Below are 25,418 nucleotides of genomic sequence, written 5' to 3' on the forward strand. Positions count from 1 at the left end.
CGGCCCGGACGCCAGGCACGTCCGGCCCATGACGACCGCCCACAGGGCGGCCGCGCCGGACGACGCCCCCGGCCCCGGCCGTCAGCGACGCGTAGGGACTTGGCCGGCCGCCGTAAGAGCCGCGTTACGGAGTGGCCCGGCGCGGGGCGGGCGGGGATAGCTTCGTTGCCGCGCCCCGGGCCGCCTCCCCGCGCCCGGGGCCTCACCAACCACTCGTGGTTCCCCAGGGAGGGCCCCATGTGCCTGTTCCGGTACGACGACGACCCCGAACCCGAAGAACGGGTGTCGGCCGGACCCCTCTACGTGCCCGTCCGGCCGGGTACGGCGGAGGTGGCGCTCCGGATGTACCGCACCCCTCTGGGCGACCGCACCGCCGTCGGCTTCACCCGCCCCGACCTGCTGGCGGCCACGCTCGGCGCGGGGCATCCCTGGATCCGGCTGTCCGAGTCCGCGCTGCGCGCGCTGGCCGCACCGCTGGGCGGGTGCCGGCTGACGATCGACCCGACCCTCACCGCTCCCGCCGTCACTCCGGTGCCGAGCCGGACGGGCGATGTCAGCACCCGCGCTCTCTGACGGGGAGGTCGCGATGACCACCGACGGCCTCTACGCGGCCGCCACCGGCGCGGACGACTGTCCGTCTGACCCGCGTCATCAAGACCGGCTCGCTCTCCCGCTCCTACCGCACGGCTCAGTACAACCAGCTGACCCGGATCGACGCGGAACCGGGCGACGCCGCGCGCTGCGCGGGCCGATCCGCCATGCGCCGGTCGTGAACGGTCGCACCGCCCCTCACGGCCGGTAGACGATCTCGATGCCCATCGCGGCGATGATCCCCCAGACGCCGATGCCGAGCAGCCACATGGCTTCGAAGGCGGCGCCGGTGGCGACGACGGTCAGCCCGGCCGCCCCGAGGGCGCGCACGGTCCGGCGGATGCCGCGGTCGGGATACCAGTCTCCGGTCACGTGACGAGAATCCCGCCGGACCCGCGCCGTGGCGAGGGTCCGGCCGGATTCCTGTCGGCGTCCTGATGCCCCGGGCGTCAGTCGGCGCCGTCGCCGACGCGCAGGCGCAGCCGGCGGACGACCGTGTCGGAGTCGCGGCGGACCGCGTGGCGACGACGGAGCCGCGCCGGTTGCCGGTTGTGCAGCACCAGCTGCCACACATGGGAGGGATCGGTCTCCTGGATGAGGACGGCCACCTGGGGGACCGGCCGGGGCCGCTCCCGTTCCCGTACGCAGCCGGACACCGGCCGGCCGGGCGGGCGGGCGTCCGAGGGGAGCTCGACGAGCTCGGCGCACGGCTGCCGCAACTCCCGGTCGCGGCGCAGCGCTTCGGCCCACTCCCGGTCCTCGGGGCCGAGCGGGCGGGCGGCGGTCTGCGCTGCTCGCCTGTTCCTCCGTCGGGCGAAGTGAGGACGGCGTCGAAACGGCATGGCCGCGAACCGGCGCCGGGGCGGTCGGCGTATGGGCGCCGTCAAGGGTTCGGGCACCGCCGTATAGGGCCCGTCAAGGCGTGCCTGCGCTCCGGCGGAGAGGGGGTTGTCTGGTCATCGGCCGCACGGCCGATTCGTTTCCACTCTCTTCTTCCAGGAGCTCACGGTGGCCGATCTGGCCTTCGTCGTCACCACGGTCGCGGTCTTCGCGCTGGTGGCCCTCATCGCCCGGGGGGTGACCAAGCTGTGACCGTCGAGAACGTCGTCGGCCTCGTCGTGGCCGTCTCCCTGCTCGGTTACCTCGTCCTCGCCCTCGTGTACCCGGAGAGGTTCTGAGCACTGCCATGAGCCCCGTAACCGCTGGTGTGCTCCAGCTGCTCGCACTGGTCGCCGCGCTGGCCCTGGCGTACCGTCCGCTGGGCGACCACATGGCCCGCGTCTACTCCTCCGGGAGGCACTACAAGCCGGAGAAGTGGATCTACAAGGCCATCGGCGCCGACCCTTGGGCCGAGATGCGCTGGCCCGCCTACCTGCGGGCCGTCCTCGCCTTCTCGGCCGTGAGCGTCCTGTTCCTCCACCTGTTGCAGCGCGCCCAGGGCGTACTGCCGGGCTCGCTCGGCTTCGTGTCGATCGACCCGGACCAGGCGTTCAACACCGCCGCGTCCTTCGTGGCCAACACGAACTGGCAGTCCTACTACGGCGAGCAGGCCATGGGCCACGTCGTGCAGACCGGCGGCCTGGCGGTGCAGAACTTCGTCTCGGCGGCCGTCGGCATGGCCGTCGCCGTGGCCCTCGTACGGGGCTTCGCCCGCTCCCGTACCGGGGAGCTGGGCAACTTCTGGGCCGACCTGGTCCGAGGTACCGTCCGCATCCTGCTGCCGATCGCCGTGGTCGGCGCGCTCGTCCTCGTCGCCTGCGGCGTCATCCAGAACTTCGCGGGTATCCACGAGGTCGGGCAGTTCACGGGCGGCACCCAGCAGTGGAACGGCGGGGCGGTCGCCTCCCAGGAGGTCATCAAGGAACTCGGTACGAACGGCGGCGGCTACTTCAACGCCAACTCGGCCCACCCCTTCGAGAACCCAACGCCCTTCTCGAACCTCTTCGAGGTCCTCCTGATCCTCCTCATCCCGTTCGCGCTGACCCGGACCTTCGGCCGGATGGTCGGCAACCTGCGCCAGGGCTACGCGATCCTCGCCACGATGGGCTTCGTCTGGATCGCCTTCACCGCGCTGATGATGTGGACCGAGTTCGCGCACCCCGGCCCGGCGTTCGACGTCTCCGGCGGGGCGATGGAGGGCAAGGAAGCGCGCTTCGGGGTCGGCGGTTCGTCGATCTTCGCCGTCGCGACCACCCTCACCTCCACGGGCGCGGTCAACTCCTTCCACTCCTCCTACACCGGCTTCGGCGGCGGCATCACCATGCTGGGCATGCAGCTCGGCGAGATCGCGCCCGGCGGTGTCGGGTCCGGCCTGTACGGCATGCTGATCATGGCGATCATCGCGGTGTTCATCGCCGGTCTGATGGTCGGCCGCACCCCCGAGTACCTGGGCAAGAAGATCGGCACCCGCGAGATCAAGCTGGCCGCCTGCTACATCCTCGTCACCCCCGCCCTGGTGCTGTGCTTCACCGCGGCCGCCATGGCCCTGCCCACCCCCGGCGACTCCATGACGAACCTCGGCGCGCACGGGTTCTCCGAGATCCTCTACGCCTACACCTCCGGCGCCAACAACAACGGCTCGGCCTTCGCGGGCCTGAACGCCGACACCCGGTGGTTCAACAGCACCATCGGCATCGCCATGCTGCTGGGCCGCTTCCTGCCGATGGTCTTCGTCCTGGCGCTGGCCGGCTCGCTGGCCGATCAGAAGCCCGTCCCGGAGACGGCCGGCACCCTGCGTACCGACAAGCCGCTCTACGCGGGCCTGCTCGTCGCAACGATCCTGATCATCACCGGACTCACCTACTTCCCGGCCCTGGCACTGGGTCCGCTCGCCGAAGGGCTCGCAGCATGAGCACCATCACTCCCACCAGGGCTCCGCACCAGGACGTGCACACCGGCCACAAGCCGGGCGGCGGGCGCGTGGGCGGCGGCCTGTTCGACCCCGAGCTGCTGCTGAAGTCCTTCCCGGACGCGGTGCGCAAGCTCGATCCCCGCAGCATGGTCAGGTCCCCGGTCATGTTCGTCGTCCTGATCGGCTCGGTCGTCACGACCGTCCTCGCGTGTCTGGACCCGACGGACTGGTTCACCTGGGCCGTCACCGCCTGGCTGTGGCTCACCACGATCTTCGCGAACCTCGCCGAGGCCGTCGCCGAGGGCCGCGGCAAGGCCCAGGCCGACACCCTGCGCCAGGCGAAGACCGACTCCGTCGCCCGCCGCCTGGCCGAGGACGGCAGGGGCGAGGAACAGGTCCCCGGCACCGAGCTGCGCATCGGCGACCTGGTCGTCTGCGAGGCCGGCGACGTCATCCCCGGCGACGGTGACGTCGTGGAGGGTGTCGCGTCCGTCGACGAGTCGGCCATCACCGGCGAGTCCGCGCCGGTCATCCGGGAGTCCGGTGGCGACCGCAGCGCGGTCACCGGTGGCACGAAGGTGCTCTCCGACCGGATCGTCATCAAGATCACGACGAAGCCCGGCGAGACCTTCATCGACCGCATGATCGCCCTCGTGGAAGGCGCGGCCCGGCAGAAGACGCCGAACGAGATCGCGCTGAACATCCTCCTCGCCTCCCTCACGATCGTCTTCCTGCTCGCGGTCGTCACGCTCCAGCCGTTCGCGATGTACGCGCAGGCCGAGCAGTCGATGATCGTGCTCACCGCGCTGCTGGTCTGTCTCATCCCCACCACCATCGGGGCGTTGCTGTCCGCGATCGGCATCGCCGGAATGGACCGCCTCGTCCAGCGCAACGTCCTCGCGATGAGCGGGCGTGCGGTCGAGGCCGCCGGTGACGTGTCCACGCTGCTCCTCGACAAGACGGGCACCATCACCCTCGGCAATCGCCAGGCCTGCGAGTTCGTCCCGGTCACGGCCACGACGGAAGCCGAGCTGGCGGACGCCGCGCAGTTGTCGTCCCTTGCCGACGAGACGCCCGAGGGCCGCTCGATCGTGGTCCTCGCGAAGGAGAAGTACGGTCTGCGCGAACGCCACCAGGGCGAACTGCCCCGGGCCGAGTGGATCGCGTTCACCGCCCAGACCCGCATGTCCGGTGTCGACGTCGACGGCAGCAGGACCCGCAAGGGCGCGGCCCGCTCCGTCGTCACCTGGGTCGAGGCACACGGCGGCCGGGGCTCCGACGAGGCCTACCTCCTGGCCGACCGCATCTCCGAGGCCGGCGGCACGCCGCTCCTCGTCGCCGTGCAGGACGAGGAGGGCGCCCGCGTCCTCGGTGCCATCCACCTCAAGGACGTGGTCAAGGAGGGCATGCGCGAGCGGTTCGACGAGCTGCGCCGCATGGGCATCAGGACCGTCATGATCACGGGCGACAACCCTCTGACCGCGAAGGCCATCGCGCAGGAGGCAGGCGTCGACGACTTCCTCGCCGAGGCCACGCCCGAGGACAAGATGGCCCTGATCAAGCGGGAACAGGCGGGCGGCAAGCTCGTCGCGATGACCGGCGACGGCACGAACGACGCCCCGGCCCTGGCCCAGGCCGATGTCGGCGTGGCGATGAACACGGGCACCTCGGCCGCCAAGGAGGCCGGGAACATGGTCGACCTGGACTCCGACCCGACCAAGCTCATCGAGATCGTCGAGATCGGAAAGCAGCTCCTCATCACCCGCGGAGCCCTGACCACCTTCTCCATCGCCAACGACGTGGCGAAGTACTTCGCGATCATCCCCGCGATGTTCGCGGTCGCCTACCCGGGCCTGGACAAGCTCAACATCATGGGCCTGGCCTCCCCCAGCTCCGCGATCCTGTCCGCCGTCGTCTTCAACGCGCTGATCATCATCGCGCTCGTGCCGCTCGCCCTGAAGGGCGTCCGGTACCGGCCCAGCAGCGCCGACAGGATGCTCCGCCGCAACCTCGGCCTGTACGGCGCGGGTGGTCTGATCGCCCCGTTCATCGGCATCAAGCTCATCGACATGCTCATCTCCCTCATCCCCGGCCTCGCCTGAATCAGGAACGTGCTGAATTCGTCATGAACAACTCTGTAAGCAACACGGCGCGCCTCATCGGCGCGGGCCTGCGGGCCCTGCTGGTTCTGACGGTGATCTGCGGCGTCGTCTACCCGCTCGCCGTCACCGGGATCGCCCAGGCCCTCTTCGACGACGAGGCCAACGGCTCCGAGATCAAGGACGGGAACGGCCGGGTCGTCGGCTCGTCCCTCATCGGGCAGACCTACAACCTGCCTGAGCAGAACCCCGACGACCCCGAGGAGGCGGCGAAGCCGGACCTGAAATGGTTCCAGCCCCGCCCCTCCAACGGACTCGGCTCCAACAGCGTCAACAGGCAGTACTCGCTGATCCTGTCCGGCGCCACCAACCGCTCCGCCGACAACGGCGCCGTCGACGGCCGGTGCACCGAGGACGCCGAGGAAGGCACCCTCTGCGCCCAGGTCGTCGCTGCGAAGGAGGCCGTCATCGCCGACAACTCCACCGCCGGCTACTGGGTCAGGCCCGAGGACGTCCCGGCCGACGCCGTCACCTCCTCCGGCTCCGGCCTCGACCCGGACATCTCCCCCGCCTACGCCGAGCTCCAGGTCCACCGCGTCGCCGAGCGGGCCGGCCTGCCCGTCGCCCGGGTGGAGAAGCTGGTGAGGGACCACACCGAGGGCCGCACCCTGGGCTTCATGGGCGAGCCCCGGGTCAACGTCCTCGAACTCAACACCGCCCTCAGGGCACTGGTCGAGAACTGACGGCCGCCGTCGCACGGAACGGGAGCCGGTGCGCGGCGGGGACTTCGGTCTGCGCCGGAACGGCACGGCGGCATACCGGAACCGAAGACGGCCCGGTCAGCGGCGAACGGTGACCGGGCCGGGCAGGGGGCCGGGCCGGGCCCCCGCGGGGCCGAGGGTCAGGTCCTGTCGGCGGCCTCCTCGGCCTTGTCGGCCATGTCCTCCAGGATTGCCTTCGGATCGCCTCCCGGCTCGACGGCGCGGCCTATGTTGCGCTTGATGGTGTCGCTGACCGTCACCCAGGACGGGTCGTTCACCGGGTAGAGCCTGGCCGTCCGCAGTGCGTTCAGGAAGTCCTCGTCGGTCTGGCTGAGCCCGCCGCCGGCCGGGGTCCGCGCGGCCGAGGCGGTGGCCGGCAGGAGGTGGTAGCGGCCCACGAAGTCCGACAGGTTCTTGTCCTGGTAGACGAACTCCAGGAACCTGCCGATCTCCGCGCGCTTGCCGTTCTGCCTGAAGGCCACCATCCAGTCGGCCACGCCCACCGTCGGCGGGGTCTCCCCACTGCCCAGGGAGTCCGAGACCGGCATGGCGACGGTGCCGACGCCGATGCCCTTCGCGGCGGCCTCGTGGGCGAGGGACGGGTAGCCGTTGAGCATGCCGACCTCGCCCCGCAGGAAGGCGGCGAACGCGTCGGCGCGGTTCAGTTGGGACGGCGCGGTGGGCCCGACGAGGCCGGGGGTGACCAGGTTGTCCCTGACCCACTGCCAGGTCCGGACGTTCTTCTCGGAGTCCAGGCTGTAGCTGCCCCGCCCGTCGGCGTAGCCGCCGCCGTTGCTGAGCTCCCAGATCAGCGCCTCGGCGTGGGCCTCCTCGGGCCCCAGCGGCAGGGCGTACGGGTACTTCACGCCCTTGTCCTTCAACGCCTTGGCGGCTGCCTTGAGGTCGGACCAGGTCTTGGGGGCCTCCTTGATGCCGGCCTTGGTGAACAGCGCCTCGTTGTAGAAGAGCAGGCGGCTGCTCGCGACGAACGGCAGGCCGTAGAGGCGGTTGTCGAAGGTCCCCGCCTCGGCGAGCGGCTGGAGGAAGTTGGCCTCGGCGCCGACCGAGAGGAGCTCCTCCGCCGAGTACAGCTTTCCCCGCGCGGCGAAGTCCGAGTAGGAGCCCATGAGCGCCACGTCGGGTGCCTCGCCCTCCTTGACCATCCGGGAGACCTCACGGTCGATGTCGGCCCACGGCAGCAGGTGGACCTCGACCTCGATTCCGGGATTGGCGTCGGTGAACGCGCCGGTCACCTTGTCCCAGTAGGCCCTGGAACTGGTGGCCGGGGTGTCGCCGTACTCGGCGGCCACCAGGCGGAGCGTGCCGCTGTCACCCGCGCCGCCGTCCGGCGCGCCGCATCCGGAGAGTTGCGGCAGGAGGCCGAGTACGGCCGCGGTGGCGACCGGCCCGAAGATCTTTCGTCGCACGAGCGTATTCCCCTGATGTCACTTGGCTGTTGCCGCGCACGCGCACCCTGCCGGGGGTGCCCAGCGGCCCGGTGGCCGGAATCATCCCCCGGGATTGGCGTAATTGATTCCGCTCTGGGGGCAGGTGTGGCCGATGATCCATCCACCGGTGCGCCCTCTTGTGGCTTCCGACGATGCTGCGAACCGTCCGACGCGCGTAGAACGGCCGCGGTCCGGGAAGGGGGGCGAGAGGCGTCCTCCGCGACGGCTCCGTTCAACTTGACGGGACGGGGCCCGTTCGGGGGTGGCGAAACGCTCCGTCTGCCCACGTTCGAGTGAGCGGGGCCGCGCCCTGACGGGGCCGACGCCGCGCCGGGGTCGACGATGCACGCATGCGACGTTCCTCCACCCTGCCCCGCCGTGTCCTCCTCCCCTTCGTTGCCGCCGTCGCCCTGCTGGCCACGGGCGGCGCCGCCGCCGTCACCGCCGCGGACGCCTGCGGTTCGATCATCACCGCGCCGCTGGCCCCGCCGGTCCGGGCGGACGATCCCTGCCCCAGCACAGATCCGGTCGTGTGCCGCATCCGCGTCATGCCCATGGCCGAGAAGGTCGAGGCACAGCGGACCCGGATCCGCTACCACGACCTGCTGGAGGCCATGCACCGCACCGAGGCCGACATGCGGGCAGCGGGCGCGTCCGACGAGGAGATCGCCCGGGAGCTCGTCGACATGCGCAACCAGGCGAAGGAGATCACCCGCGCGGGCATGTCCCCGGAGGAGGTCCGGATTCTGGAGGAGCGCAACACGGCCAAGTACGGCAACCCTCTCGGGCCCACCGCCGACCAGCTGCACGCGAAGTACGGATCCTGGCAGAAGGTCACCGACGCCTCCATGCGCACCAGCTACGCCGTGGACCGCGAACTCGCACTCGAGTACCGCCCCTGCCCCGTCTGAACCTGAGACTCAACCCGTAGGAGCCCCGGGCGCGTGGCTCGCGTGCACCGTTCGACGCCGGACCATGACCGGCGGGCTGAAGGGCTGTCCTGTCCCGTGGTCCCCGGCTGCGCCCGCCGACAGCTACGGCGCCGTGCCGTCTTACCGGAACTCCCCCGGGCCTGATCGGCGAAAGACCCCTCGACCGTCCGGACGGCGCAATGCCCCTGGCTACCGTCGTGGACATCGGCCAGCATGGGAGCAGCGGACCGGCGGACGAGATGGGCACGCATGCGCGCCACCGAGAGCAACCAGGACTATCCCTTCGCTGTCACCAACACGGCCGCGGCACTGCTGGACGGCACGGGGACGGTCGTCGCCTGGACGGCGGCGGCCGAGGCCCTTCTGGAGCGGCGGTCCGACGACGTGTGCGGCCGGTCGGCACGGGACCTCCTCGCGGACGCGGGCGACTGGGACGCGGTGCGGGCCCAGGGCGGCAGGTCCCCGGACCGGGAGGGCCGGGAGGGCTGGGAGGGCCGTGCCACGTTGCGGCACGGCTCGGGCGGCGAGCTGGAGATCGGCTTCCGCGTCATCCCGCTGAACGACGCGCAGGGGGCCACGGCCCGGTTCCTCGTACTCGGCGCGGCCCTGGACCTGGTCGCCCGATGGCGGCAGGACCACGCCTTCACGCAAGAACTGTTCCTGCAGGGCCGGGTGGGCCTGGCCGTCTTCGACCGGGAGCTGCGGCTGCTGCGGACGAACTCTCACCTGCTGCCCTACACCGGGGTGCCCGTCGACCTGCGCGGTCGGCGGCTGGCCGACTTCCTGTGGGCCGAGGACGCGCGGAGCATCGACGACCGGCTGCGGGAGGTCGTGCACAGCGGGGTCCCCCTGGCCGGTTTCAACACGACCGTACGCACCCTCCACGACCCGCGAGGCGGCCGGATCGTCACCATCCAGGCGTTCCGCCTCCAGGAACCCGACGGACATCCGATGGGGGTGGCGGCCGTGTTCACCGACGTCACCGACCACGAACGCGCGCGCGGACGCCTCGACCTGCTGTACCGCGCCACCGGAGCGCTGGGCGGTTCCCTGTCCGTCCTGCGCACCGTCGAGGACCTGGTGCAGGTCCTGGCGCCCGCGCTGGGCGACTGCGCCGCCGTGGACCTGGCGGAGACCGTGCTGACCGGCGGCGAACCACCCGCCGACGGGCAGCTCTCACTGCCTTTGGTCCGGATGGCCGTAGCCGGAACGGAATCGGAGGCCCTGCGGACGGGGACGGCCCATTTCGCGGCGCGACTCGCCGCGCCCGAGACGCGGGGGTGCCGGGGAGAGCTGGTCACGGGCCTCGGCGACCCGCCACCGGGCTCCGGGCGGGCCGCTCACCCGGAGTGGGCAGCGGCCGTACCGGGCGCGCATTCGGCGATGACGGCTCCGCTGTGCGCGCGGGGCATCAGGTTCGGCAGGCTCACGCTCTGGCGCACGGGCGACGCCGCCCCGCCGGAGGAGGACGACCTCGCCCTCCTGGAGGAGATCGCCGCCCGCGCGGCCGTCGCCGTCGACAACGCCCGCCGGTACACGAAGGAACGCCGCACGGCCGTGGGACTGCAGCGCAGTCTCCTGCCGCCGGCCACCTCGGAGAAGCCCGCGCTGGAAGCCGCGGGCCTCTACCTGCCCGCCGACGCGGACAGCGGAGTGGGCGGCGACTGGTTCGACGTCATCCCCCTGTCGTCGGCCCGTGTCGCCCTGGTGGTCGGGGACGTCGCCGGTCACGGGCTGCACGCCACGGCCATGATGGGACGCCTGCGCAGCGCCGTGCGCGCGATGGCGGACCTGGAACTGGAACCCGAGGAACTGCTGGCGCACGTGGACGACATGGTCCTGCAGTTCGCCTCCGAGGCCGAGAACGGCGACCCGGACGAGGCCGACGCGGGTGTTCCGCTGCCCTCGGGACCGGCCGGTGCCACCTGCCTGTACGCCGTCTACGACCCGGTCACCCGGACCTGCGTGATGGCGAGCGCCGGCCACCCGCCGCCGGCCGTGGTCGCCCCGGACGGAACCGTGGAGTACGTCGAGCTGAGCCCCGGCCCACCCCTGGGGGTCGGGGGCTGGCCCTTCGAACCGGTCGAGCGCCAGCTGCCGCCGGGGAGCGTCCTCGCCCTCTACACCGACGGCCTGATCGAACGCGGGGAGGGGGACATCGACCAGGGCATGCGCGACCTGGCGGACCGGCTGCTGCGCTCGGACGTCCTCGGCCGGCCGCTGCGCGAGGCACGGCACGACATCGTGGAGGGCCTGCCGCCGGGCAGGCTGAGGGACGACGTCACCCTGCTGCTGGCCCGCACCCGGGTGGTGGAAGCCGGATCCATCACGACGTGGATGCTCGACCCCGACCCGGCGGTCGTCGCCGACGCGCGCCACCTCGTCCTGGCCCAGCTGACCGCATGGGACCTCGACGAGCTCTCCTTCAGTACGGAACTCATCGTCAGCGAGCTGGTCACCAACGCCATCCGCCATGCCGGCGGCGGCCCGGTCCGGCTCCGCCTGATCCGGGCGGACACCCTGACGTGCGAGGTCTCGGACTCCAGCAACACGCAACCGAGGATGCGGCGCGCGCGGAGCTCCGAAGAAGGCGGCCGGGGCCTGTACATCGTCGCCCAGCTGTCGCACCGCTGGGGCAGCCGCTACACCATGGGAGGCAAGACCGTCTGGTCCGAACAGGTCCTGCCCCCCTCATGACGGTGCGCGACAGTCGGACCGGTGGTCCGGAACCACTGGAGGTGGTGGCAGTGAGCAGCACACCCCGGGTCGATCCCTCGAACGCCGAGCAGGCGGACGCCTGGGACGGCCGGGAAGGCGCGTACTGGGCGGAGCACGCCGACCGGTTCGACCGCGCCGTCCGCCCCTATCTCGCGCCCTTCCTCGCCGCGGCCGACGTGTCCGCCGCCGACCGGGTGCTGGACGTCGGCTGCGGCACCGGCGAGACCACCCGCGCGGCCGCACGACGGGCGAGCGGCGGCCGGGCCCTGGGCGTGGACCTGTCGGCGGCGATGCTGCACGAGGCACGGCGGCGGGCGGCGGCCGAGGGAGTGGACAACGCCGACTTCGTACAGGCGGACGCCCAGGTCCACGCCTTCCCCTCGGCATCGTTCGACGTGGCCGTCAGCCGCACCGGGACGATGTTCTTCGCCGACCCGGTCGCCGCGTTCCGCAACATCGGCGGTGCGCTGCGGCCCGGCGGACGCCTCGTGCAGCTGGTCTGGCAGGAGCCGGCGGACAACGAGTGGTTCCTCGCCTTCTCCGGGGCGCTGGCCGCCGGGCGGCCGGTGACCGGGCCGCCGCCCGACGCTCCCGGCCCGTTCTCACTGGCCGATCCCGAGCGGGTACGGGCCGTTCTGGGCGCCGCCGGCTTCACGGACGTCCGGCTTGAGCCGCACAGCGAGGCGATGTGGTTCGGTGAGGACGCGGCCGACGCGGAGTGGTTCACCCTGGGCCTGCTCGGCTGGATGCTCGACGGCCTCGACTCCGAAGACCGGCGTCGTGCCGTCGACGACCTGAGGGCCACCCTCACCGCCCACGAGAGCGACGAAGGCGTCCGGTACTCCTCGGCGACCTGGCTCATCCGGGCGACGCGCCCCTGACGCCGCCTGACGCCCCCCTGCTCCCGTCCGACCCCGCACCCCGGAGGGTTAAGGCGGGATCAACTCAGCCTTAAGGATGCGTGCGGCCCGATCGCCCGGGCGGCGCTCCCGGGGTCCGGCGCGCGCCCCGCACGCGTCGGCCGTCCCGAGCGGCACGGCTCCCACCTGCGCCTTCGTGCGCGTTCCGGGCGTCCCGGGCCACTGCGGCGTGCCGTACGCAGCACTCCGAAGCCGCTTCACCGCCGGATTTGTAACACGGCGACAAGAACCGAACCCGCTCGCGACGCCGGGCGTATGCAGGAGGCGGGGAGGCAGTGACCATCGGATCGAGGAGTGTCCATGTCCCGGAAACGGACTATGAGTCTTACCAAGAAGCTCGTGCTCTCTGTCACCACGGGAGCCCTGGTGACCGGAGGGGTGATCGTCACGGTGGCGACGGGCAACGCCTCCGTCCCCGACGTGGTGTGCCCGGGTTCGACGGTGACGCTGTCCGGTGAGGCCGGCCCCCCGGCGGCGACCAGCGGGACGTTCCCCGTCGGCACCAAGCTCAAGGTGACCAACCTCGACAACGGCCAGGCCACGACGGTCACCGTCAACGGCCCCTCCGGCAGCTGCGTCCTGCTCAACAACGCCGCCTTCGACAAGGTGCGCGAACCCGGCAAGAACCTCATCCGCCGGGCCCGCGTCGAACGCGTCGGCGGCGGAGGGGCTCCGGCCACGGCGGCCGGTCCGGCGAAGCCGACCGCCGCGGCGAGCGCTCCGGCGGCCCCGGGGGGCGGGCAGGCCGCGCCGGCCGCCGGTGAAGTGGTGTGCCCCGGTTCGACGGTGACGCTGTCCGGTGAGGCCGGCCCCCCGGCGGCGACCAGCGGGACGTTCCCCGTCGGCACCAAGCTCAAGGTGACCAACCTCGACAACGGCCAGGCCACGACGGTCACCGTCAACGGCCCCTCCGGCAGCTGCGTCCTGCTCAACAACGCCGCCTTCGACAAGGTGCGCGAACCCGGCAAGAACCTCATCCGCCGGGCCCGCGTCGAACGCGTGAACTGACTTCGGGCAGCAGGCCCGTTCGGGGTCGAGGGCGCCGTGGCGGGTTCGGTCCGAGCCGCTCCCGCCATGGCGCCGGCCCGCGCGGAACGGTCCCGCCGGGCCGTGCTGAGGCGCGGGCCCGGGCGGGCCGGACGCTCGATGCGGGGATACCGATGTCGGTCCCCGGAACGGGATCACGGGGCGGCGGGCAGCGCCGCCGTCCGCCCGTGGATGTCGAGAGGGGCAGCGGGCGCAGGAGCCGGGCCCGGATGCGGGTAAAGGACGGCGTCGCCCGCCCGGAGCCGGGCCCGGATGCGGATGCAGGACGGCGTCGCCCACCCGCTGGACCACTCCGCCCGGTGGGCGGACCGGCAGCCGTGCCGTACCTGGTCTCGTTCCCGACCGGGGCGTCCCGGTCCGCTCCACCGGCGGCGACCGCCATCCGTGGTGTACCTGCGGGGCTGCGGCGACGCCCGGGAGGCCCGGTCGGCGGCGCCCCGGCGCCCGGCCGTCCCGTACCCCTCCCCGCCCGCCGGGTTCCGGCGGGCGGACCCGGCGTGTCGGCGGGTGCCGTTAGGCTTCACGGATGGCCCTTCCGGACACTTCCCCCGAAACCTCCGACGCTCTGCAGGCACTGCACCGCGTGTTCGGATACAGCTCCTTCCGTGGCGAGCAGCAGGAGATCATCGAGCAGGTGATCAGCGGCGGCGACGCGCTCGTGCTGATGCCGACCGGCGGCGGCAAGTCGCTCTGCTACCAGATCCCGGCGCTGGTCAGAGACGGCACGGGCGTCGTGATCTCGCCGTTGATCGCGCTGATGCAGGACCAGGTCAACGCGCTCAACGCGCTCGGGGTGCGGGCCGGATTCCTCAACTCCACGCAGGACCCGTACGAGCGGCAGGCCGTCGAGCAGGCCTTCCTCGCCGACGAGCTCGACCTGCTGTACCTGGCCCCCGAGCGGCTGCGCACCGAGAGCGCCCAGCGGCTGCTCGACCGGGGCAGGGTGTCGGTCTTCGCCATCGACGAGGCGCACTGCGTCGCCCAGTGGGGCCACGACTTCCGGCCCGACTACCTCGCGCTGTCCATGCTGCACGAGCGCTGGCCGAAGGTGCCGAGGATCGCGCTGACCGCGACGGCCACCGAGGCCACCCACGCCGAGATCGTGGCGCGGCTCGGCCTGGAGGACGCCCGGCACTTCGTCGCAAGCTTCGACCGGCCGAACATCCAGTACCGCATCGTCGGGAAGAACAACCCGCTCAAGCAGCTGCTGGAGCTGATCCGGACCGAGCACGCCGGGGACGCCGGAGTCGTCTACTGCCTTTCCAGGGCGTCGGTGGAGAAGACCGCGGCGTCCCTGGTGGAGCAGGGCATCGACGCCGTGCCGTACCACGCCGGTATGGACGCCCGGGCGCGAGCGGCGAACCAGGCGCGCTTCCTGCGGGAGGAGGGGGTCGTGGTGGTGGCGACGATCGCCTTCGGCATGGGCATCGACAAGCCGGACGTGCGTTTCGTGGCGCACCTCGACCTCCCCAAGTCGGTCGAGGGCTACTACCAGGAGACGGGCCGCGCCGGCCGCGACGGCGAGCCGGCCACGGCGTGGCTGGCGTACGGCCTGCAGGACGTGGTCCAGCAGCGCAAGCTCATCGACGGTTCCGAGGGCGACGAGGCGCACCGCCGCTCGCTGGGCATGCACCTGGACGCCATGCTGGCCCTGTGCGAGACGGTCGACTGCCGCCGCGTGCGGCTGTTGGCGTATTTCGGACAGACGGGCACGCCCTGCGGCAACTGCGACACCTGTCTGACGCCGGCCGAGTCCTGGGACGGCACGGTCGCCGCGCAGAAGCTGCTGTCCACCGTGTGGCGGCTGGCGAAGGAGCGGCGCCAGAAGTTCGGCGCCGGCCAGATCATCGACATCCTGCAGGGCAAGAAGACGGCCAAGGTCATCCAGTTCGACCACGACGCGCTCTCGGTGTTCGGTGTCGGGGCGGACCTGGGCGCCGCGGAGTGGCGGAGCGTCGTGCGCCAGCTGCTGGCGCAGCGTCTGCTGGCGGTGGAGGGCGACTACGGGACGCTGGTGCTGACGGAGGACAGCGGCGAGGTGCTGGCGGGACGCCGCAGCGTCCCGATGCGGAAGGAGAAGGCGCCGGCCGCCGCGTCCCGCAAGGAGTCCGGGGCGCGCCCGGGGAAGGGCGCCCGCGTGCCGGTCGACCTGCCGGCCGCGGCCGAGCCGGTCTTCCTGGCCCTGCGCGCCTGGCGGGCCGAGACGGCGAAGGAGCAGGGCGTGCCGGCGTACGTCGTCTTCCACGACGCGACGCTGCGGGAGATCGCGACGCGGCTGCCCGCCACGGTGGAGGAGCTGGGGACCGTCGGCGGCGTCGGCGAGGCCAAGCTCGCCAAGTACGCCGAGGGCGTCCTGGACACCCTGGCGGGGTGCGGCGCCGGCGTGTCCGGCCCCGACTCCGCGCAACCGTCCGAGTCGGCCGCTCCGGCTCCCTCCGCTCCGGCGGGCCCGGCGTCCGCCCCGGCGGTGCGGTCCGCGGCGCCGGAGCCCGACGAGCCGCCGTTCGACCTGGAGGAGATGGATCCGCCGCCGTGGGACGAGGACTGGCAGTAGCCGTGGATCTGCAGCAGGCCTGCCGGAAGGGCCGGGTCGCCGGCATCGAACCGGACCGGACCCGGGCCGAGGCCGCCGGGTTCAGCGTGCCCTGACGGGCCGCGTACGCGCGGGGGCCGCACGGTCCGGGTGCGGCACCGGGGTCGGAAGGGTCACTGCGGGGCCACCCGGCAGGCGCCGACCGCGGTTCCGTTCGTGACGCCGGCCGCGGTCAGGCCGGTCACGCACTGCTCGTGGTCGCCGGTGAGGCCGACGTAGCAGGCCATGCGGATGGAGTCCGGGGCTTCTCCGCCCTGGAGTTCGCGCTCGACCTGGTTGATGCAGGCCGTCACGTCCGCGTGTGCGGCGGGGGCGGCCAGGGCCGCGCCGCCGAGGGCGAGGGCCAGTCCGGTGAGGACTCCGGCGATACGGGTCGACGTGCGAGTCGACGTGCGGGTTGACGTGCGCAAGGGGATGCACCTGCTCTCGGTGTGCGGTCACCCGGCCGGACGGCGAAGAGCGCGGCGGCTTCCTGGCCGTGCTCGCCGGTTCCGGCCGCCTCGACCACCGTACGACCGCTGCGGCCCGCCCACGAGCCGGGCGGCCGGTGCGGGCGCGTGAGGACATGCGCGTGCGGCGTGTATTTTCGGCAGGTAGGAACGGATGATCAGCATCCCGGTGTCGCCATGTGCCAGTAGGGGGCGTCATGAAGTACGACCTGTCCGACCGCCTGGTGATCGGGATCGCCTCCAGCGCCCTGTTCGACCTGGCCGACTGCGACACGGTGTTCCGCGAGGAGGGCGAGGACGCCTACCGCGCCCACCAGGAGGCCCATGTGGACGACGTCCTCGCCAAGGGCGTGGCCTTCCCCTTCGTCCGGCGCCTGCTGTCGCTGAACGACCTGGCGGACCCCTCGGACCCGCTGGTCGAGGTCATCATCCTGTCGCGCAACGACCCGGACAGCGGCCTGCGCGTCATGCGCTCGATCGCCGCGCACGGCCTGCCCATCAGCCGGGCCGTCTTTCAGCAGGGCCGGTCGGCACACCGGTTCATGCGCGCCCTGAACATGTCCTTGTTCCTGTCGGCCGACGGGGCCGACGTCCGTGCGGCGGTGGCCGACGGACTGCCCGCGGGACACGTCCTGCAGGACGGCACGCGTCGACGACGAGGACGAGGACGACCGCGAACTCCGCATCGCCTTCGACTTCGACGGCGTGCTGGCGAGCGACTCCTCCGAGCGCATCTTCCGGAACGCCGGCATCGACGGCTTCCGTGCGCACGAGGTCCTCAACGCGGCCACCCCGCACGATCCGGGTCCGTTGAGCGAGTTCCTCGCGGGCATCAACCGCATCCAGCGCCGCGAGGAGGACAAGCGCCGCGAGGATCCCGCGTACCGGCTGAGGCTCCGGGTGTCCCTGGTCACCGCCCGCGACGCCCCCGCGCACGAACGTGCCGTGCGGAGCCTCAAGCGGTGGGGGCTTCGGGTCAACGACGCGTTCTTCCTGGGCGGCATCGACAAGGCCGCCGTGATGAGCACCCTCGATCCGCACATCTTCTTCGACGACCAGGTCGCGCACCTGAACGGCACGGCCCCGGCCACCCCCAGCGTTCACGTGCCGTTCGGCGTCGTCAACACGCCCCCTGGGGAAGGCCCGTCCCGCGCCTGAGGCGCCGGCGGGTCAGGCGACCCGGTGCGCCCGCCGGGCGAGCGGGGTCAGGGCGGCGTACTCCAGTGGCGCGGAGGGATCGATCGACACGTCCAGAGGCGCCGGCTCGGCCCCGGCGCGGACCAGGAGGTCTCCGACCGCGGCGATCATCGCGCCGTTGTCGGTGCACAGCATCATCGGCGGGACGCGCAGCTCGATCCCGGCCGAGGCGCACCGCTTCTCCGCCAATGCGCGGACGCGGGAGTTGGCGGCCACTCCCCCGACCACGATCAGCGTCTTCACGCCGTGGGCGCGGCAGGCAGCGACGGCCTTGCGGGTGAGCACGTCGGCCACGGCCTCCTGGAGGGCTGCCGCGCCGTCGGCGACGGGCACTTCCTCCCCGCGCTCGACGTGCTGCTCGACCCAGCGCGCGGCGGCGGTCTTGAGGCCGGAGAAGGAGAACGCGTACGGGTCGTCGCCCGGCCGGGTCAGCGGGCGCGGGAACGCCACGGCTTTCGGGTCGCCGTCCCGGGCGGTGCGGTCGATGGCCGGGCCGCCCGGGTACGGCAGGCCCAGGATCCGGGCGGCCTTGTCGAAGCACTCACCGGCCGCGTCGTCGAGGGTGTCGCCGAGGTGGAGGATCGGCTCGCGCACGAGGTCCCGTACGAGCAGCAGCGAGGTGTGGCCGCCGGAGACGATCAGCACCACGCACGGCTCGGGCAGCGGGCCGTGCTCCAGGGTGTCCGCGGCGACGTGCCCGGCCAGGTGATGCACGCCGTAGAGCGGCACCCCGGCCGCGTAGGCCACGGACTTCGCCCCGGCGACCCCCACCTGGAGGGCTCCGGACAGCCCGGGCCCGGTGGTGACCGCAACGGCGTCGATCCGGCCGATCCGCAGTCCTGCCCGGTCGAGGGCCTGCCGGACCACCGGGTTGAAGGAGGGCAGGTGGGCTCGGGCGGCGATCTCCGGCACCACCCCGCCGAAGCGGGCGTGCTCGTCCATGCTCGACGCCACCACGTGGGCCAGCAGTCTGCCGTCCTGCACGATGCCCGCGCCGGTCTCGTCGCACGACGACTCGATCCCCAGTACCACCGATCCGCCCACGGAAACCGCTCCTTCTGCGATTGATTAGTACCTGCAATATATGCGCAAGAAGAAGCCCGGGGGCCGCGGCGGCCACCCGCCCACCGCCGATTCCGCAGGGCGCGGGCGGTCAGCGCCTCCAGCCCGACCGCACCCCGGCCGTCAGGAGATGAGCGAGCGGCCCGTGGGCGCCAGGCGCAGTGCCAGGGGGGCCGACGCCTGTTCCCGCTCGATCCCCGGCAGTACCTCGTCCCGTGCGACGGGGTGGGCGCGCAGGGCCTCCAGGTGCCGGCGGTGGTCGTGTCCGTCGGGATGGGAGGTGAGGACCACGACTGCGTTCTCCCCGCTGCGGACCGGCAGCCGGGGGAACGTGTTGGCCGCCGCCTCGGTGGCGTACGCGGCGAGCGGCGCGGCTCCCGTGCTGGGCAGCAGCGGCAACAGGCCGTCCCTGACCAGGGCGATCCCGTCGGTCCGGCCGGGTGGGAAGGACCACACCGTCGCGGACACGAACCGCTCGGGGGCCGGTGAACCGGGCCGGGGCCTCGTGGACGGGGCGGCGTGGAAGCCGCTGCCGTCCGTCAGGGGCCGCAGCAGGAGGACGTCGTCGGAGTCGCTCATGGCGGCGTTGGCCTCGGCTCCGTGCCGGGCCCAGACGGGGCCGCCGTAGAAGGCCGTGAGCGCGTCCCGCCGCGCCGCCATGTCGGTGAACCCGCGCAGCCAGACGAAGCGGTCCGGGTCGTCGAGGTCGCGGAACTGGCCGAGTACCGCCATCCCTTCCGCCTCCTGCGTTTCGACCAGCTCCCGGTCGAAGAGTTCGATGAGGTCGTCGCGCCGACCGGGGCGCAGCGTGTACTGGCGGAGCTCGATCACGGCGAGGTGGCGGTCCGGGTCGACGGAGGGCACGGAAACTCCCTTGCGTTTTGTTTGTGTTGCATTGCGTCGCATTGCGCACCACGGCGTTGCGCAGCACGGCAGGCGCGACTGGGCATTGCGCTGCGCCGCGCTGTGTCGGAGCGACGGTAGACCCCGGGCGTGCCAGGAGCTGTCAGGGTTTCCGTGGAGAATGGGCGCATGTCTGCCGGTCGCCTGCTGTCGGTCCTGCTGTTGCTGCAATCCCGTGGACGCGTGTCCGCGCGGGCGATCGCCGAGGAGCTGGGTGTGTCCGTGCGGACGGCCTACCGTGACGTGGAACGGCTTCAGGGCGCCGGGATACCGGTCTGCGCGGAGCCGGGGCGCGGGGGCGGCTACAGGTTGCTCGACGGCTACCGCACACGCCTGACCGGCATGAGCGGAAACGAGGCCCGGGCGCTGCTCTTCGCCGGGCTGCCGGACGCTGCCGCCGCCCTGGGGCTGGCGGCGGAGGTGTCCGCCGCGCGGCTGAAGCTGCTGGCCGCGCTGCCGGCCGGACCGCGGGAGGAGGCGGCGCGGACCGCTGCGCTGTTCCATGTGGACGCCCCGGGCTGGTATCGGGAATCCGAACCCACCCCGTACCTGGCGCTGTTCGTCGACGCGACGCTCACGCAGCGGGTCGTGGAGGCGCGCTACCGCCGCTGGCGCGCGCCGCAGGAGGTGTTCCGCCGCCTTCGCCCCTACGGCCTGGTCCTCAAGTCCGGTGTCTGGTACGCCGTGGCCGCCACGGAGGACGGGACGGCGACCTACCGCGTCGCCCAGGTTCTCGACGCGGCGCTGAGCGACGAACGCTTCGACCGGCCAGGGGACTTCGAGCTGGGTGCCCACTGGGCCTCCTACCTCGCGGACTTCCAGGCACGCCGCTTCACCGGCACGGCGACCATCCGTCTGTCCCCGCGGGGACGCCGGCGCCTCCCCGACAACGTCGCGCCGGAGGTGGTGCGGGCGGTCGATGCCACCGCGACCGCCGTCGGCGGGGACGGGTGGGTGGAGGCCGTCGTACCGACGGAGGGCACCGCGCACGCATGCGGTGAACTGCTCCGGCTGGGCGCGGACGTGGAGGTCGTCGGGCCGGCGGAACTGCGGCGGGCGATGGCCGACACGGTGGGCGTGCTGGCCCGGGCCTACGGACTCGCCGGTCACACCTGAAGCCGCCGGCCGGCAGCGGGCGGCCGGCAGCGGTGCGGCCCCGTCGCGGCCCGGGCGCGGCCCGGCTGCCGGAGCGGTCAAGGGCAGGGGCACCTTCGTCCGACGGGAAGTGCGCGCCCGGCCCGCAGCGGGTGCGGCTCCCGTGGCACGCGAGCCGGGCGTGGCACGTCGCGGAACCTGCCGTCCTGCGGGGGGACGCCCCGAGCCGTACCCCGATCATGCCGTCCCGGTTCCCGGCCGGGGCTGCGCGCCCGCGGCCATACGTCGGGCGCGGCGGGCCGGGCGCGGCGTTTCGTCCGCCGGGCCCGTGATCCCCGGGAGATGGGTGCCGGCCCGTCTGCCCCGTATGGCGCTCCCCCTCGGCCCGTCCGCGGCCTTCTTCGGCCCCCGCGAAGGAGACGTAAGAACTTCGTCATCAGGCAGGACCTGGCATCACGGGCCTGCGCCCCGTTGAATTGCGGTGAACGGGCCGGTGAGCGGACCGGTGAGGAAGTGAGGACGAAGTGGCGGAGACGAAGCGGCGCGGCCGGGTGTGGGCCGGAGTGCTGATCGCGGCGGTGGTGGTCCTGGGCCTCGGCTCGTACTGGTTCCAACCCTGGAAGCTGTGGCGAGACGAGACCGTCAGTGAGGCGCTGCCCAGTGCGGCCGCGCCGCAGCGTCCCTCCGGAGCGGCCTCGGGAGCGGCCTCCGCGGGCGGCGCGGCATCCGGTGCGCCGGCCGCCGGTCCGCAGACCCTCGCCCAGGGCGCCCTGATCAGCCACGAGCACACCACCAGCGGGACGGCGAAGCTGATCCGCCTCGCCGACGGGTCCCGCACCCTGCGCCTGGAGGACCTCGACACCAGCAACGGCCCTGATCTGCGGGTCTGGTTGACCGATGCCCCGGTGAAGGAGGGCGTCGCCGGCTGGCGCGTCTTCGACGACGGCAAGTACGTGAGCCTGGGCAAGCTCAAGGGCAACAAGGGCGACCAGAACTACGAGATCCCGGCCGACGTGAACCTGGCCGACTACAGCAGCGTCACCATCTGGTGCGACCGCTTCGACGTCTCCTTCGGCGCGGCGCCCCTGACCTGACCTCGGTGCGACCCGCCGGGCGCCGGCCCGGTCTGTCGGGAAGCGCCCGTTCGGCTGTCACGAAACGGTCATCATCCGGTCTCATTCCGACACTAATGATCGGGAAGCATTCCGCTGGAAACGCAAGTCCAGCAAAGGACCCGCCGAGATGCTCCGTTCCCGACCCGCAGCCAGGGCTCCGCTCGCGTGACCCACCGCAAACCGAAGCCGAAGCCGCGGCTGGTGTCGCGTCGCACCGCAATGGTCTGCACCAGCAGCGGCCTCATCGCCACCGCCTTCGGCGTCGTCGGCTTCGGCCGGAAGCCCGGTACCGTCGCTGCCCGGACGGAGGTGCTGGACGAAGGCGTGGCGGCGCCACCGCCCGCGGCGCCGGCCGGGACCGGGCAGGCGTGGATGCCGGACGCCGCCCGCAAGCCGCTGGCGGTGAACTTCACTCCGGGTGGAATCAGGGAGATGAGAGGCCTGGTCCTGCACGTGCAGGAGGGCGAGAACTCCCTGCACCACCACTTCAGCGACCCGTCGGTGAAGTCCTCCGCGCACTTCTGGGTCTCGCGGTCCGGCGAGATAGAACAGTACGTCTCTGCCCACGACCGGGCCTGGGCACAGGGCACCGGCAACCCGTCGTGGCTCTCCGTGGAGACGTCGGGGTTCGCGAACCGGCCGCTCACCGCACAGCAGGTGGAATCCGTCGCCCGCATCTTCGCCTGGGGCATGGCGCAGCACGGGTGGCCGCTCGAACCGGCCTCCACACCCTTGGGCCGGGGCTTCGGCGTCCACAGCATGGGCGGCCGCGACTGGGGTGGCCACGCATGCCCGGGCCCCCTCCGTTCCGCCCAGACGGGAGAGATACTCGGCGCGGCCCGCGGGAGGTACCCGAGGTAGGCGCGCCGGGGACCTCCGGCTCGGCCGGGGGGACGCCGTCCAGGCCACCGGGGAGAGGGCGGCGGGCTGCGCCGTTCCCCGGCGCACAGGAGTCACGGGCGGGCGCCGCACCGCCCTGCTCCGGCCTACGCGCGCCAGACCCTCGGGACGCGGCGAGCCGCCTGCACGTGCGTCTCGGCCCAGCGCCGGATGGAACGGTACAGAGTGGTGGTGACGGGCTCCGCCCTGTGCGTCACCTCGAAGGGTTCGACGACCGAGAGGTAACTCTGGTACGCCTGGAAGGCCGTGACGCGCATCAGCTGCGCCCGGTCCAGGTACTCCCGGGCAAAGGGCAGGTAGAAGCGGTTCCACTGGTCCGTCGACACGTACGGCAGCTGCTCGAGCGCCGGCACGTCGTTCTCGGCGCGCCAGCTGTTGAGGGCGGCCAGGATGGTGTCGAACGCCTCGGCGACGCGCGGTGCACCGTCGCCGCGGCCCAGCACGGAGAGCCTGGCTCCGGCAGGCCGGCCTGCCTCGACCAGCCCCAGGATGTGCTCGGCGATGTCGTCGGTGCTGACGATGTCCAGGTAGGCGTCCTCCCTGCCGACCAGCGCGGGGACGGCCCCGGTGCACAGTGAGGAGGGCAGCCAGAAGAAGCCGCTGTACCGGTCGAGGAAGCCGTCCTCACGCGCCCCCATCACGATGGGGAAGCGGACGATGTCCGTCCTTGCCCGCTCGGTGGCGATCAACCGTTCGGCGGCTGCCTTGGACCACTCGTACATGTTGCGGTAGGCGTCCGGCGACGTGGGCTGCACGCTCCCGGTCAGTCCGATCGCGTAGGAGGAGGACAGATGGACGAGGTGGGTGTCCTCGTCCATCCACTTCAGGAGGGCACGCAGCGGAGCCACGTTCGCCTGCTCCGACTCCTCGGCGGCGAGGTTCCACCGGGTGTCGGCGGCGCAGTGGACCACCGCGTCCCAGGGGCCGCGCAGCTCCTGGGGGGCGTCCTCGGTGCCGATCCGCCAGGCGAGTTGGCGCGGGGAGCCGCCGCCGCGGCTGCTGACCCCGTACACGTCGTGGCCCGCCGCGGCCAGCCGGCGCAGGACGGCTCCCCCGACCGCTCCCGTAGCACCCGTGACGAGAATGCGTGCCGGGGACGTCATGAGACGACGAGCCGCCTCTCGATCGCCCGGAGCATCTGCTCGGAGTTCTCCCTGAGCGCCTTGGTGGCCACCGGGTTGAGCATGTCGGCCAGGAGCGGGATGCCGATCTCGAAGTCCACGGAGAACGTCACGAGGGAGGCACCTGCGTCCTGAGGGTCCACCCGCCAGTAGCCGGTGAACTCATCGAGGTCCCCGGAGGTCTGGTGGAAGGTCATGGTGTGCGTCGCCTCGTCGAGGCGGTCCTCCTCGACCCATTCGAGCACCGACCCCTTGAGCAGCACCGACCATTCGCTCAGGCGGTTGCCGTGCGTCTCGCCGTGCACGGTCACGGACTCCACGTTGTCCATGTACGCGGCGTAGTCCTCCAGCCGCGTGACGGCACGCCACGTCTCCTCGACGGGCGCCTCGATCCGCAGGCTCACTTCGACATGGGGCATTGCTGACTCTCTCTCCTCGCGGAACGGTTCCCGGGTACAACGGGCCGGTTCAACCGGCCGGATCGAAGGTGATCTCGCGCCCGGTGCAGTGGTCTCCGACGACCTGGTCGCAGACGAGCAGGCTCGGTGGATGGTGGTGCGCGGCCAGGGAGTCAACCGCCAGCCGCGCGGCGGGATGTCCGTCGGTGTAGAGGCGGCTGCCGATCACGGGTGCGGCGGCCGCCATGACGCGGTCCCGTGTGTCGCTGAGCGTGGCGCGCAGGGCGATGGCCGCGGCGAGGGCGGCGCGGCCGGCGAGCGCGCCGTCCTCGAAGTCCCGGCCGAGCTGGCGGCAGGCACCCCCGAGCGTCAGCAGCTCCCTGGTGGCGCGGCCGAGCAGGGCCACGCGCGGGCCGTACTGGCCGGAGGCCTCGACCTGACGGTAAGCCAGGTCGAGCAGGGAGCTGAGGACTCCGTGGTACGTGGCGGTCAGCAATACCGCGAACCAGACCATCCCGGAGATCACGGTGTCGTCGATGACATCGGCGGGCCCGCGGTGGAAGACGAGGCGGTCGTCGAGGTCGACATCCCGGAGCACCAGCTTGGCGGTGTCCGAGCCGGTCATGCCGAGGGACGGCCAGTCGCCCTCCACCGTGAGTCCCGGAGAGGCTGCCGGGCACAGGGCGAGGATCGTCTCGTCCGTCGCCTCGACGCGGGCGGTCAGGCACACCAGCGTGGCGGTGGAGGCCAGTGAGCAGGGGTACTTGACCCCGGAGACCCGGTAGCCCTTGCCCGTCTCGACCGCCGACGACCGGCTGCTCATGAAGTTGGGGCTGCCGCCCGGCTCCGCGAAGGCCGACGCGACGAGCGCGTGCGACCCGGCGATGCCCTCCAGAAGCATCCAGCTGGTGTCCCGGTGGCGCTGCCAGTAGTCGGCCATCAGCCCCACGGTGAAGGAGTGCATGTTGAGGGCGACGGCGGCCGACGGGTCGGTGGCGCCCAGCGCCCGTTGGGCGGAGGCCACTTCGACCAGGCCGGCGCCGCTGCCGCCGAACTCCCGGGGGACGGCCAGCGCGGCGAACCCGCTGGCGGCCACCCGGCGGATCCGGTCCGTGCCGGACGCCCCCTCCGCAGCGGCCTCCGGCGTCCACTCGGTGTGCCAGCCGGCGTCGAGCAGCGCCGTGTGGGGTGGCTGCCCCTGTGGTGCGTTCCCCATGC

23 protein-coding genes and 2 pseudogenes are annotated in these 25,418 nt (G+C 72.4%); 16 read left to right on the top strand and 9 right to left on the bottom strand.

Going from position 1 to position 25,418, the window contains the following annotated elements:
• Positions 1–237: 237 nt before the first annotated feature.
• Together ACZ6JS_RS22550 and ACZ6JS_RS22555 are read left to right on the top strand one after the other, a co-directional pair.
• Complete coding sequence (locus ACZ6JS_RS22550; RefSeq protein ID WP_469300290.1) at positions 238–573, top strand: SAV_915 family protein; 336 nt, start codon at positions 238–240, stop codon at positions 571–573.
• 77 nt (positions 574–650) lie between these two features.
• Positions 651–773, top strand: a pseudogene (locus ACZ6JS_RS22555) (hypothetical protein); the annotation flags it as partial.
• A 16-nt stretch (positions 774–789) separates the two neighbouring features.
• Here the strand turns inward: ACZ6JS_RS22555 and ACZ6JS_RS22560 are convergent.
• Both ACZ6JS_RS22560 and ACZ6JS_RS22565 read right to left on the bottom strand, forming a co-directional pair.
• Complete coding sequence (locus ACZ6JS_RS22560; protein ID WP_469300292.1) at positions 790–963, bottom strand: hypothetical protein; 174 nt, start codon at positions 961–963, stop codon at positions 790–792.
• Between the two features lie 77 nt (positions 964–1,040).
• Positions 1,041–1,433 (bottom strand): hypothetical protein, encoded by a 393-nt coding sequence (locus tag ACZ6JS_RS22565; protein ID WP_469300293.1) that lies wholly within the window; start codon positions 1,431–1,433, stop codon positions 1,041–1,043.
• A 106-nt stretch (positions 1,434–1,539) separates the two neighbouring features.
• On the opposite strand from ACZ6JS_RS22565, the gene ACZ6JS_RS22570 reads away from it, so the two are divergent.
• Genes ACZ6JS_RS22570 through ACZ6JS_RS22590 form a run of 5 tightly spaced genes read left to right on the top strand, consistent with a single transcriptional unit; the run spans position 1,540 to position 6,284 of the window.
• Positions 1,540–1,683 (top strand): hypothetical protein, encoded by a 144-nt coding sequence (locus ACZ6JS_RS22570; protein WP_469300294.1) that lies wholly within the window; start codon positions 1,540–1,542, stop codon positions 1,681–1,683.
• A complete protein-coding gene (kdpF, locus tag ACZ6JS_RS22575; RefSeq protein ID WP_037860493.1) occupies positions 1,680–1,769 on the top strand; it encodes a K(+)-transporting ATPase subunit F in 90 nt (29 codons plus the stop codon). Before ACZ6JS_RS22570 ends, kdpF begins: the two co-directional genes overlap by 4 nt.
• 8 nt (positions 1,770–1,777) lie before the next feature.
• Positions 1,778–3,442 (top strand): potassium-transporting ATPase subunit KdpA, encoded by a 1,665-nt coding sequence (kdpA, locus tag ACZ6JS_RS22580; protein WP_469300296.1) that lies wholly within the window; start codon positions 1,778–1,780, stop codon positions 3,440–3,442.
• Positions 3,439–5,544 carry a potassium-transporting ATPase subunit KdpB gene (gene kdpB, locus ACZ6JS_RS22585; protein ID WP_469300298.1) on the top strand — a complete coding sequence of 702 codons (2,106 nt, stop codon included), beginning with the start codon at positions 3,439–3,441 and terminating at the stop codon, positions 5,542–5,544. Before kdpA ends, kdpB begins: the two co-directional genes overlap by 4 nt.
• A 23-nt stretch (positions 5,545–5,567) precedes the next feature.
• Positions 5,568–6,284, top strand: coding sequence for a potassium-transporting ATPase subunit C (locus ACZ6JS_RS22590; protein WP_469300299.1), 717 nt, complete (start codon positions 5,568–5,570; stop codon positions 6,282–6,284).
• A gap of 158 nt (positions 6,285–6,442) precedes the next feature.
• Here ACZ6JS_RS22590 and ACZ6JS_RS22595 read toward each other — a convergent pair whose 3' ends face one another.
• Positions 6,443–7,729 (bottom strand): extracellular solute-binding protein, encoded by a 1,287-nt coding sequence (locus ACZ6JS_RS22595; RefSeq protein ID WP_469300301.1) that lies wholly within the window; start codon positions 7,727–7,729, stop codon positions 6,443–6,445.
• A gap of 371 nt (positions 7,730–8,100) precedes the next feature.
• On the opposite strand from ACZ6JS_RS22595, the gene ACZ6JS_RS22600 reads away from it, so the two are divergent.
• The 5 genes from ACZ6JS_RS22600 to recQ all read left to right on the top strand — a co-directional run bounded on the left by ACZ6JS_RS22600 (position 8,101) and on the right by recQ (position 15,921).
• Positions 8,101–8,661: a hypothetical protein gene (locus ACZ6JS_RS22600; protein ID WP_469300303.1), complete on the top strand. Its 561-nt coding sequence runs from the start codon at positions 8,101–8,103 to the stop codon at positions 8,659–8,661.
• Positions 8,662–8,931: 270 nt separating this feature from the next.
• Positions 8,932–11,379 (top strand): SpoIIE family protein phosphatase, encoded by a 2,448-nt coding sequence (locus tag ACZ6JS_RS22605; protein WP_469300305.1) that lies wholly within the window; start codon positions 8,932–8,934, stop codon positions 11,377–11,379.
• Between the two features lie 50 nt (positions 11,380–11,429).
• The gene (locus tag ACZ6JS_RS22610) at positions 11,430–12,281 is read left to right on the top strand and encodes a class I SAM-dependent methyltransferase (RefSeq protein ID WP_469300307.1); all 852 of its coding nucleotides are present in this window, start codon (positions 11,430–11,432) and stop codon (positions 12,279–12,281) included.
• 357 nt (positions 12,282–12,638) lie between these two features.
• Positions 12,639–13,328: an RlpA-like double-psi beta-barrel domain-containing protein gene (locus tag ACZ6JS_RS22615; RefSeq protein WP_469300309.1), complete on the top strand. Its 690-nt coding sequence runs from the start codon at positions 12,639–12,641 to the stop codon at positions 13,326–13,328.
• 565 nt (positions 13,329–13,893) lie between these two features.
• Positions 13,894–15,921 carry a DNA helicase RecQ gene (gene recQ / locus ACZ6JS_RS22620; RefSeq protein WP_469300311.1) on the top strand — a complete coding sequence of 676 codons (2,028 nt, stop codon included), beginning with the start codon at positions 13,894–13,896 and terminating at the stop codon, positions 15,919–15,921.
• 152 nt (positions 15,922–16,073) lie between these two features.
• On the opposite strand, the gene ACZ6JS_RS22625 is transcribed toward recQ, so the two are convergent.
• Positions 16,074–16,370, bottom strand: coding sequence for a hypothetical protein (locus tag ACZ6JS_RS22625; protein WP_469300313.1), 297 nt, complete (start codon positions 16,368–16,370; stop codon positions 16,074–16,076).
• 236 nt (positions 16,371–16,606) lie between these two features.
• Here ACZ6JS_RS22625 and ACZ6JS_RS22630 point away from each other — a divergent pair.
• Positions 16,607–17,567 (top strand): annotated as a pseudogene (locus tag ACZ6JS_RS22630) (5'-nucleotidase).
• Between the two features lie 12 nt (positions 17,568–17,579).
• On the opposite strand, the gene tsaD reads toward ACZ6JS_RS22630, so the two are convergent.
• On the bottom strand, positions 17,580–18,650 hold the full coding sequence (gene tsaD, locus ACZ6JS_RS22635; protein WP_469300314.1) for a tRNA (adenosine(37)-N6)-threonylcarbamoyltransferase complex transferase subunit TsaD: 1,071 nt from the start codon (positions 18,648–18,650) through the stop codon (positions 17,580–17,582).
• 141 nt (positions 18,651–18,791) lie between these two features.
• The gene (locus tag ACZ6JS_RS22640) at positions 18,792–19,532 is read right to left on the bottom strand and encodes an NIPSNAP family protein (RefSeq protein WP_469300316.1); all 741 of its coding nucleotides are present in this window, start codon (positions 19,530–19,532) and stop codon (positions 18,792–18,794) included.
• 168 nt (positions 19,533–19,700) lie between these two features.
• On the opposite strand from ACZ6JS_RS22640, the gene ACZ6JS_RS22645 reads away from it, so the two are divergent.
• The 3 genes from ACZ6JS_RS22645 (at position 19,701) to ACZ6JS_RS22655 (ending at position 22,642) form a co-directional block, all read left to right on the top strand.
• Positions 19,701–20,687, top strand: coding sequence for a helix-turn-helix transcriptional regulator (locus tag ACZ6JS_RS22645; RefSeq protein ID WP_469300317.1), 987 nt, complete (start codon positions 19,701–19,703; stop codon positions 20,685–20,687).
• A gap of 503 nt (positions 20,688–21,190) precedes the next feature.
• Positions 21,191–21,760 (top strand): DM13 domain-containing protein, encoded by a 570-nt coding sequence (locus ACZ6JS_RS22650; protein ID WP_469300319.1) that lies wholly within the window; start codon positions 21,191–21,193, stop codon positions 21,758–21,760.
• Between the two features lie 186 nt (positions 21,761–21,946).
• Positions 21,947–22,642: a peptidoglycan recognition protein family protein gene (locus ACZ6JS_RS22655; protein ID WP_469300320.1), complete on the top strand. Its 696-nt coding sequence runs from the start codon at positions 21,947–21,949 to the stop codon at positions 22,640–22,642.
• A 125-nt stretch (positions 22,643–22,767) separates the two neighbouring features.
• Here the strand turns inward: ACZ6JS_RS22655 and ACZ6JS_RS22660 are convergent, their stop codons facing one another.
• From ACZ6JS_RS22660 to ACZ6JS_RS22670, 3 genes are read right to left on the bottom strand one after another with little or no spacing between them, the layout of a single operon-like run.
• Positions 22,768–23,784, bottom strand: a complete 1,017-nt coding sequence (locus tag ACZ6JS_RS22660; RefSeq protein WP_469300322.1) for an NAD-dependent epimerase/dehydratase family protein — start codon at positions 23,782–23,784, stop codon at positions 22,768–22,770.
• The gene (locus ACZ6JS_RS22665) at positions 23,781–24,221 is read right to left on the bottom strand and encodes a type II toxin-antitoxin system RatA family toxin (protein WP_469300323.1); all 441 of its coding nucleotides are present in this window, start codon (positions 24,219–24,221) and stop codon (positions 23,781–23,783) included. The genes ACZ6JS_RS22660 and ACZ6JS_RS22665 overlap by 4 nt, the downstream gene beginning before the upstream one ends.
• Before the next feature lie 49 nt (positions 24,222–24,270).
• Positions 24,271–25,416 carry an acyl-CoA dehydrogenase family protein gene (locus ACZ6JS_RS22670; protein WP_469300325.1) on the bottom strand — a complete coding sequence of 382 codons (1,146 nt, stop codon included), beginning with the start codon at positions 25,414–25,416 and terminating at the stop codon, positions 24,271–24,273.
• Positions 25,417–25,418 lie beyond the last annotated feature (2 nt).

It is taken from the genome of Streptomyces sp. NPDC046349 (genome assembly GCF_055587885.1).

Bases quoted from the DNA above. Each gene is read 5' to 3' on its own strand.
- ACZ6JS_RS22550 (WP_469300290.1), top strand. From the start codon at position 238: ATGTGCCTGTTCCGGTACGACGACGACCCCGAACCCGAAGAACGGGTG.
- ACZ6JS_RS22565 (WP_469300293.1), bottom strand. From the start codon at position 1,433: ATGCCGTTTCGACGCCGTCCTCACTTCGCCCGACGGAGGAACAGGCGA.
- kdpA (WP_469300296.1), top strand. From the start codon at position 1,778: ATGAGCCCCGTAACCGCTGGTGTGCTCCAGCTGCTCGCACTGGTCGCC.
- kdpB (WP_469300298.1), top strand. From the start codon at position 3,439: ATGAGCACCATCACTCCCACCAGGGCTCCGCACCAGGACGTGCACACC.
- ACZ6JS_RS22590 (WP_469300299.1), top strand. From the start codon at position 5,568: ATGAACAACTCTGTAAGCAACACGGCGCGCCTCATCGGCGCGGGCCTG.
- ACZ6JS_RS22600 (WP_469300303.1), top strand. From the start codon at position 8,101: ATGCGACGTTCCTCCACCCTGCCCCGCCGTGTCCTCCTCCCCTTCGTT.
- ACZ6JS_RS22605 (WP_469300305.1), top strand. From the start codon at position 8,932: ATGCGCGCCACCGAGAGCAACCAGGACTATCCCTTCGCTGTCACCAAC.
- ACZ6JS_RS22615 (WP_469300309.1), top strand. From the start codon at position 12,639: ATGAGTCTTACCAAGAAGCTCGTGCTCTCTGTCACCACGGGAGCCCTG.
- recQ (WP_469300311.1), top strand. From the start codon at position 13,894: ATGGCCCTTCCGGACACTTCCCCCGAAACCTCCGACGCTCTGCAGGCA.
- ACZ6JS_RS22645 (WP_469300317.1), top strand. From the start codon at position 19,701: ATGTCTGCCGGTCGCCTGCTGTCGGTCCTGCTGTTGCTGCAATCCCGT.
- ACZ6JS_RS22660 (WP_469300322.1), bottom strand. From the start codon at position 23,784: ATGACGTCCCCGGCACGCATTCTCGTCACGGGTGCTACGGGAGCGGTC.
- ACZ6JS_RS22665 (WP_469300323.1), bottom strand. From the start codon at position 24,221: ATGCCCCATGTCGAAGTGAGCCTGCGGATCGAGGCGCCCGTCGAGGAG.
- ACZ6JS_RS22670 (WP_469300325.1), bottom strand. From the start codon at position 25,416: ATGGGGAACGCACCACAGGGGCAGCCACCCCACACGGCGCTGCTCGAC.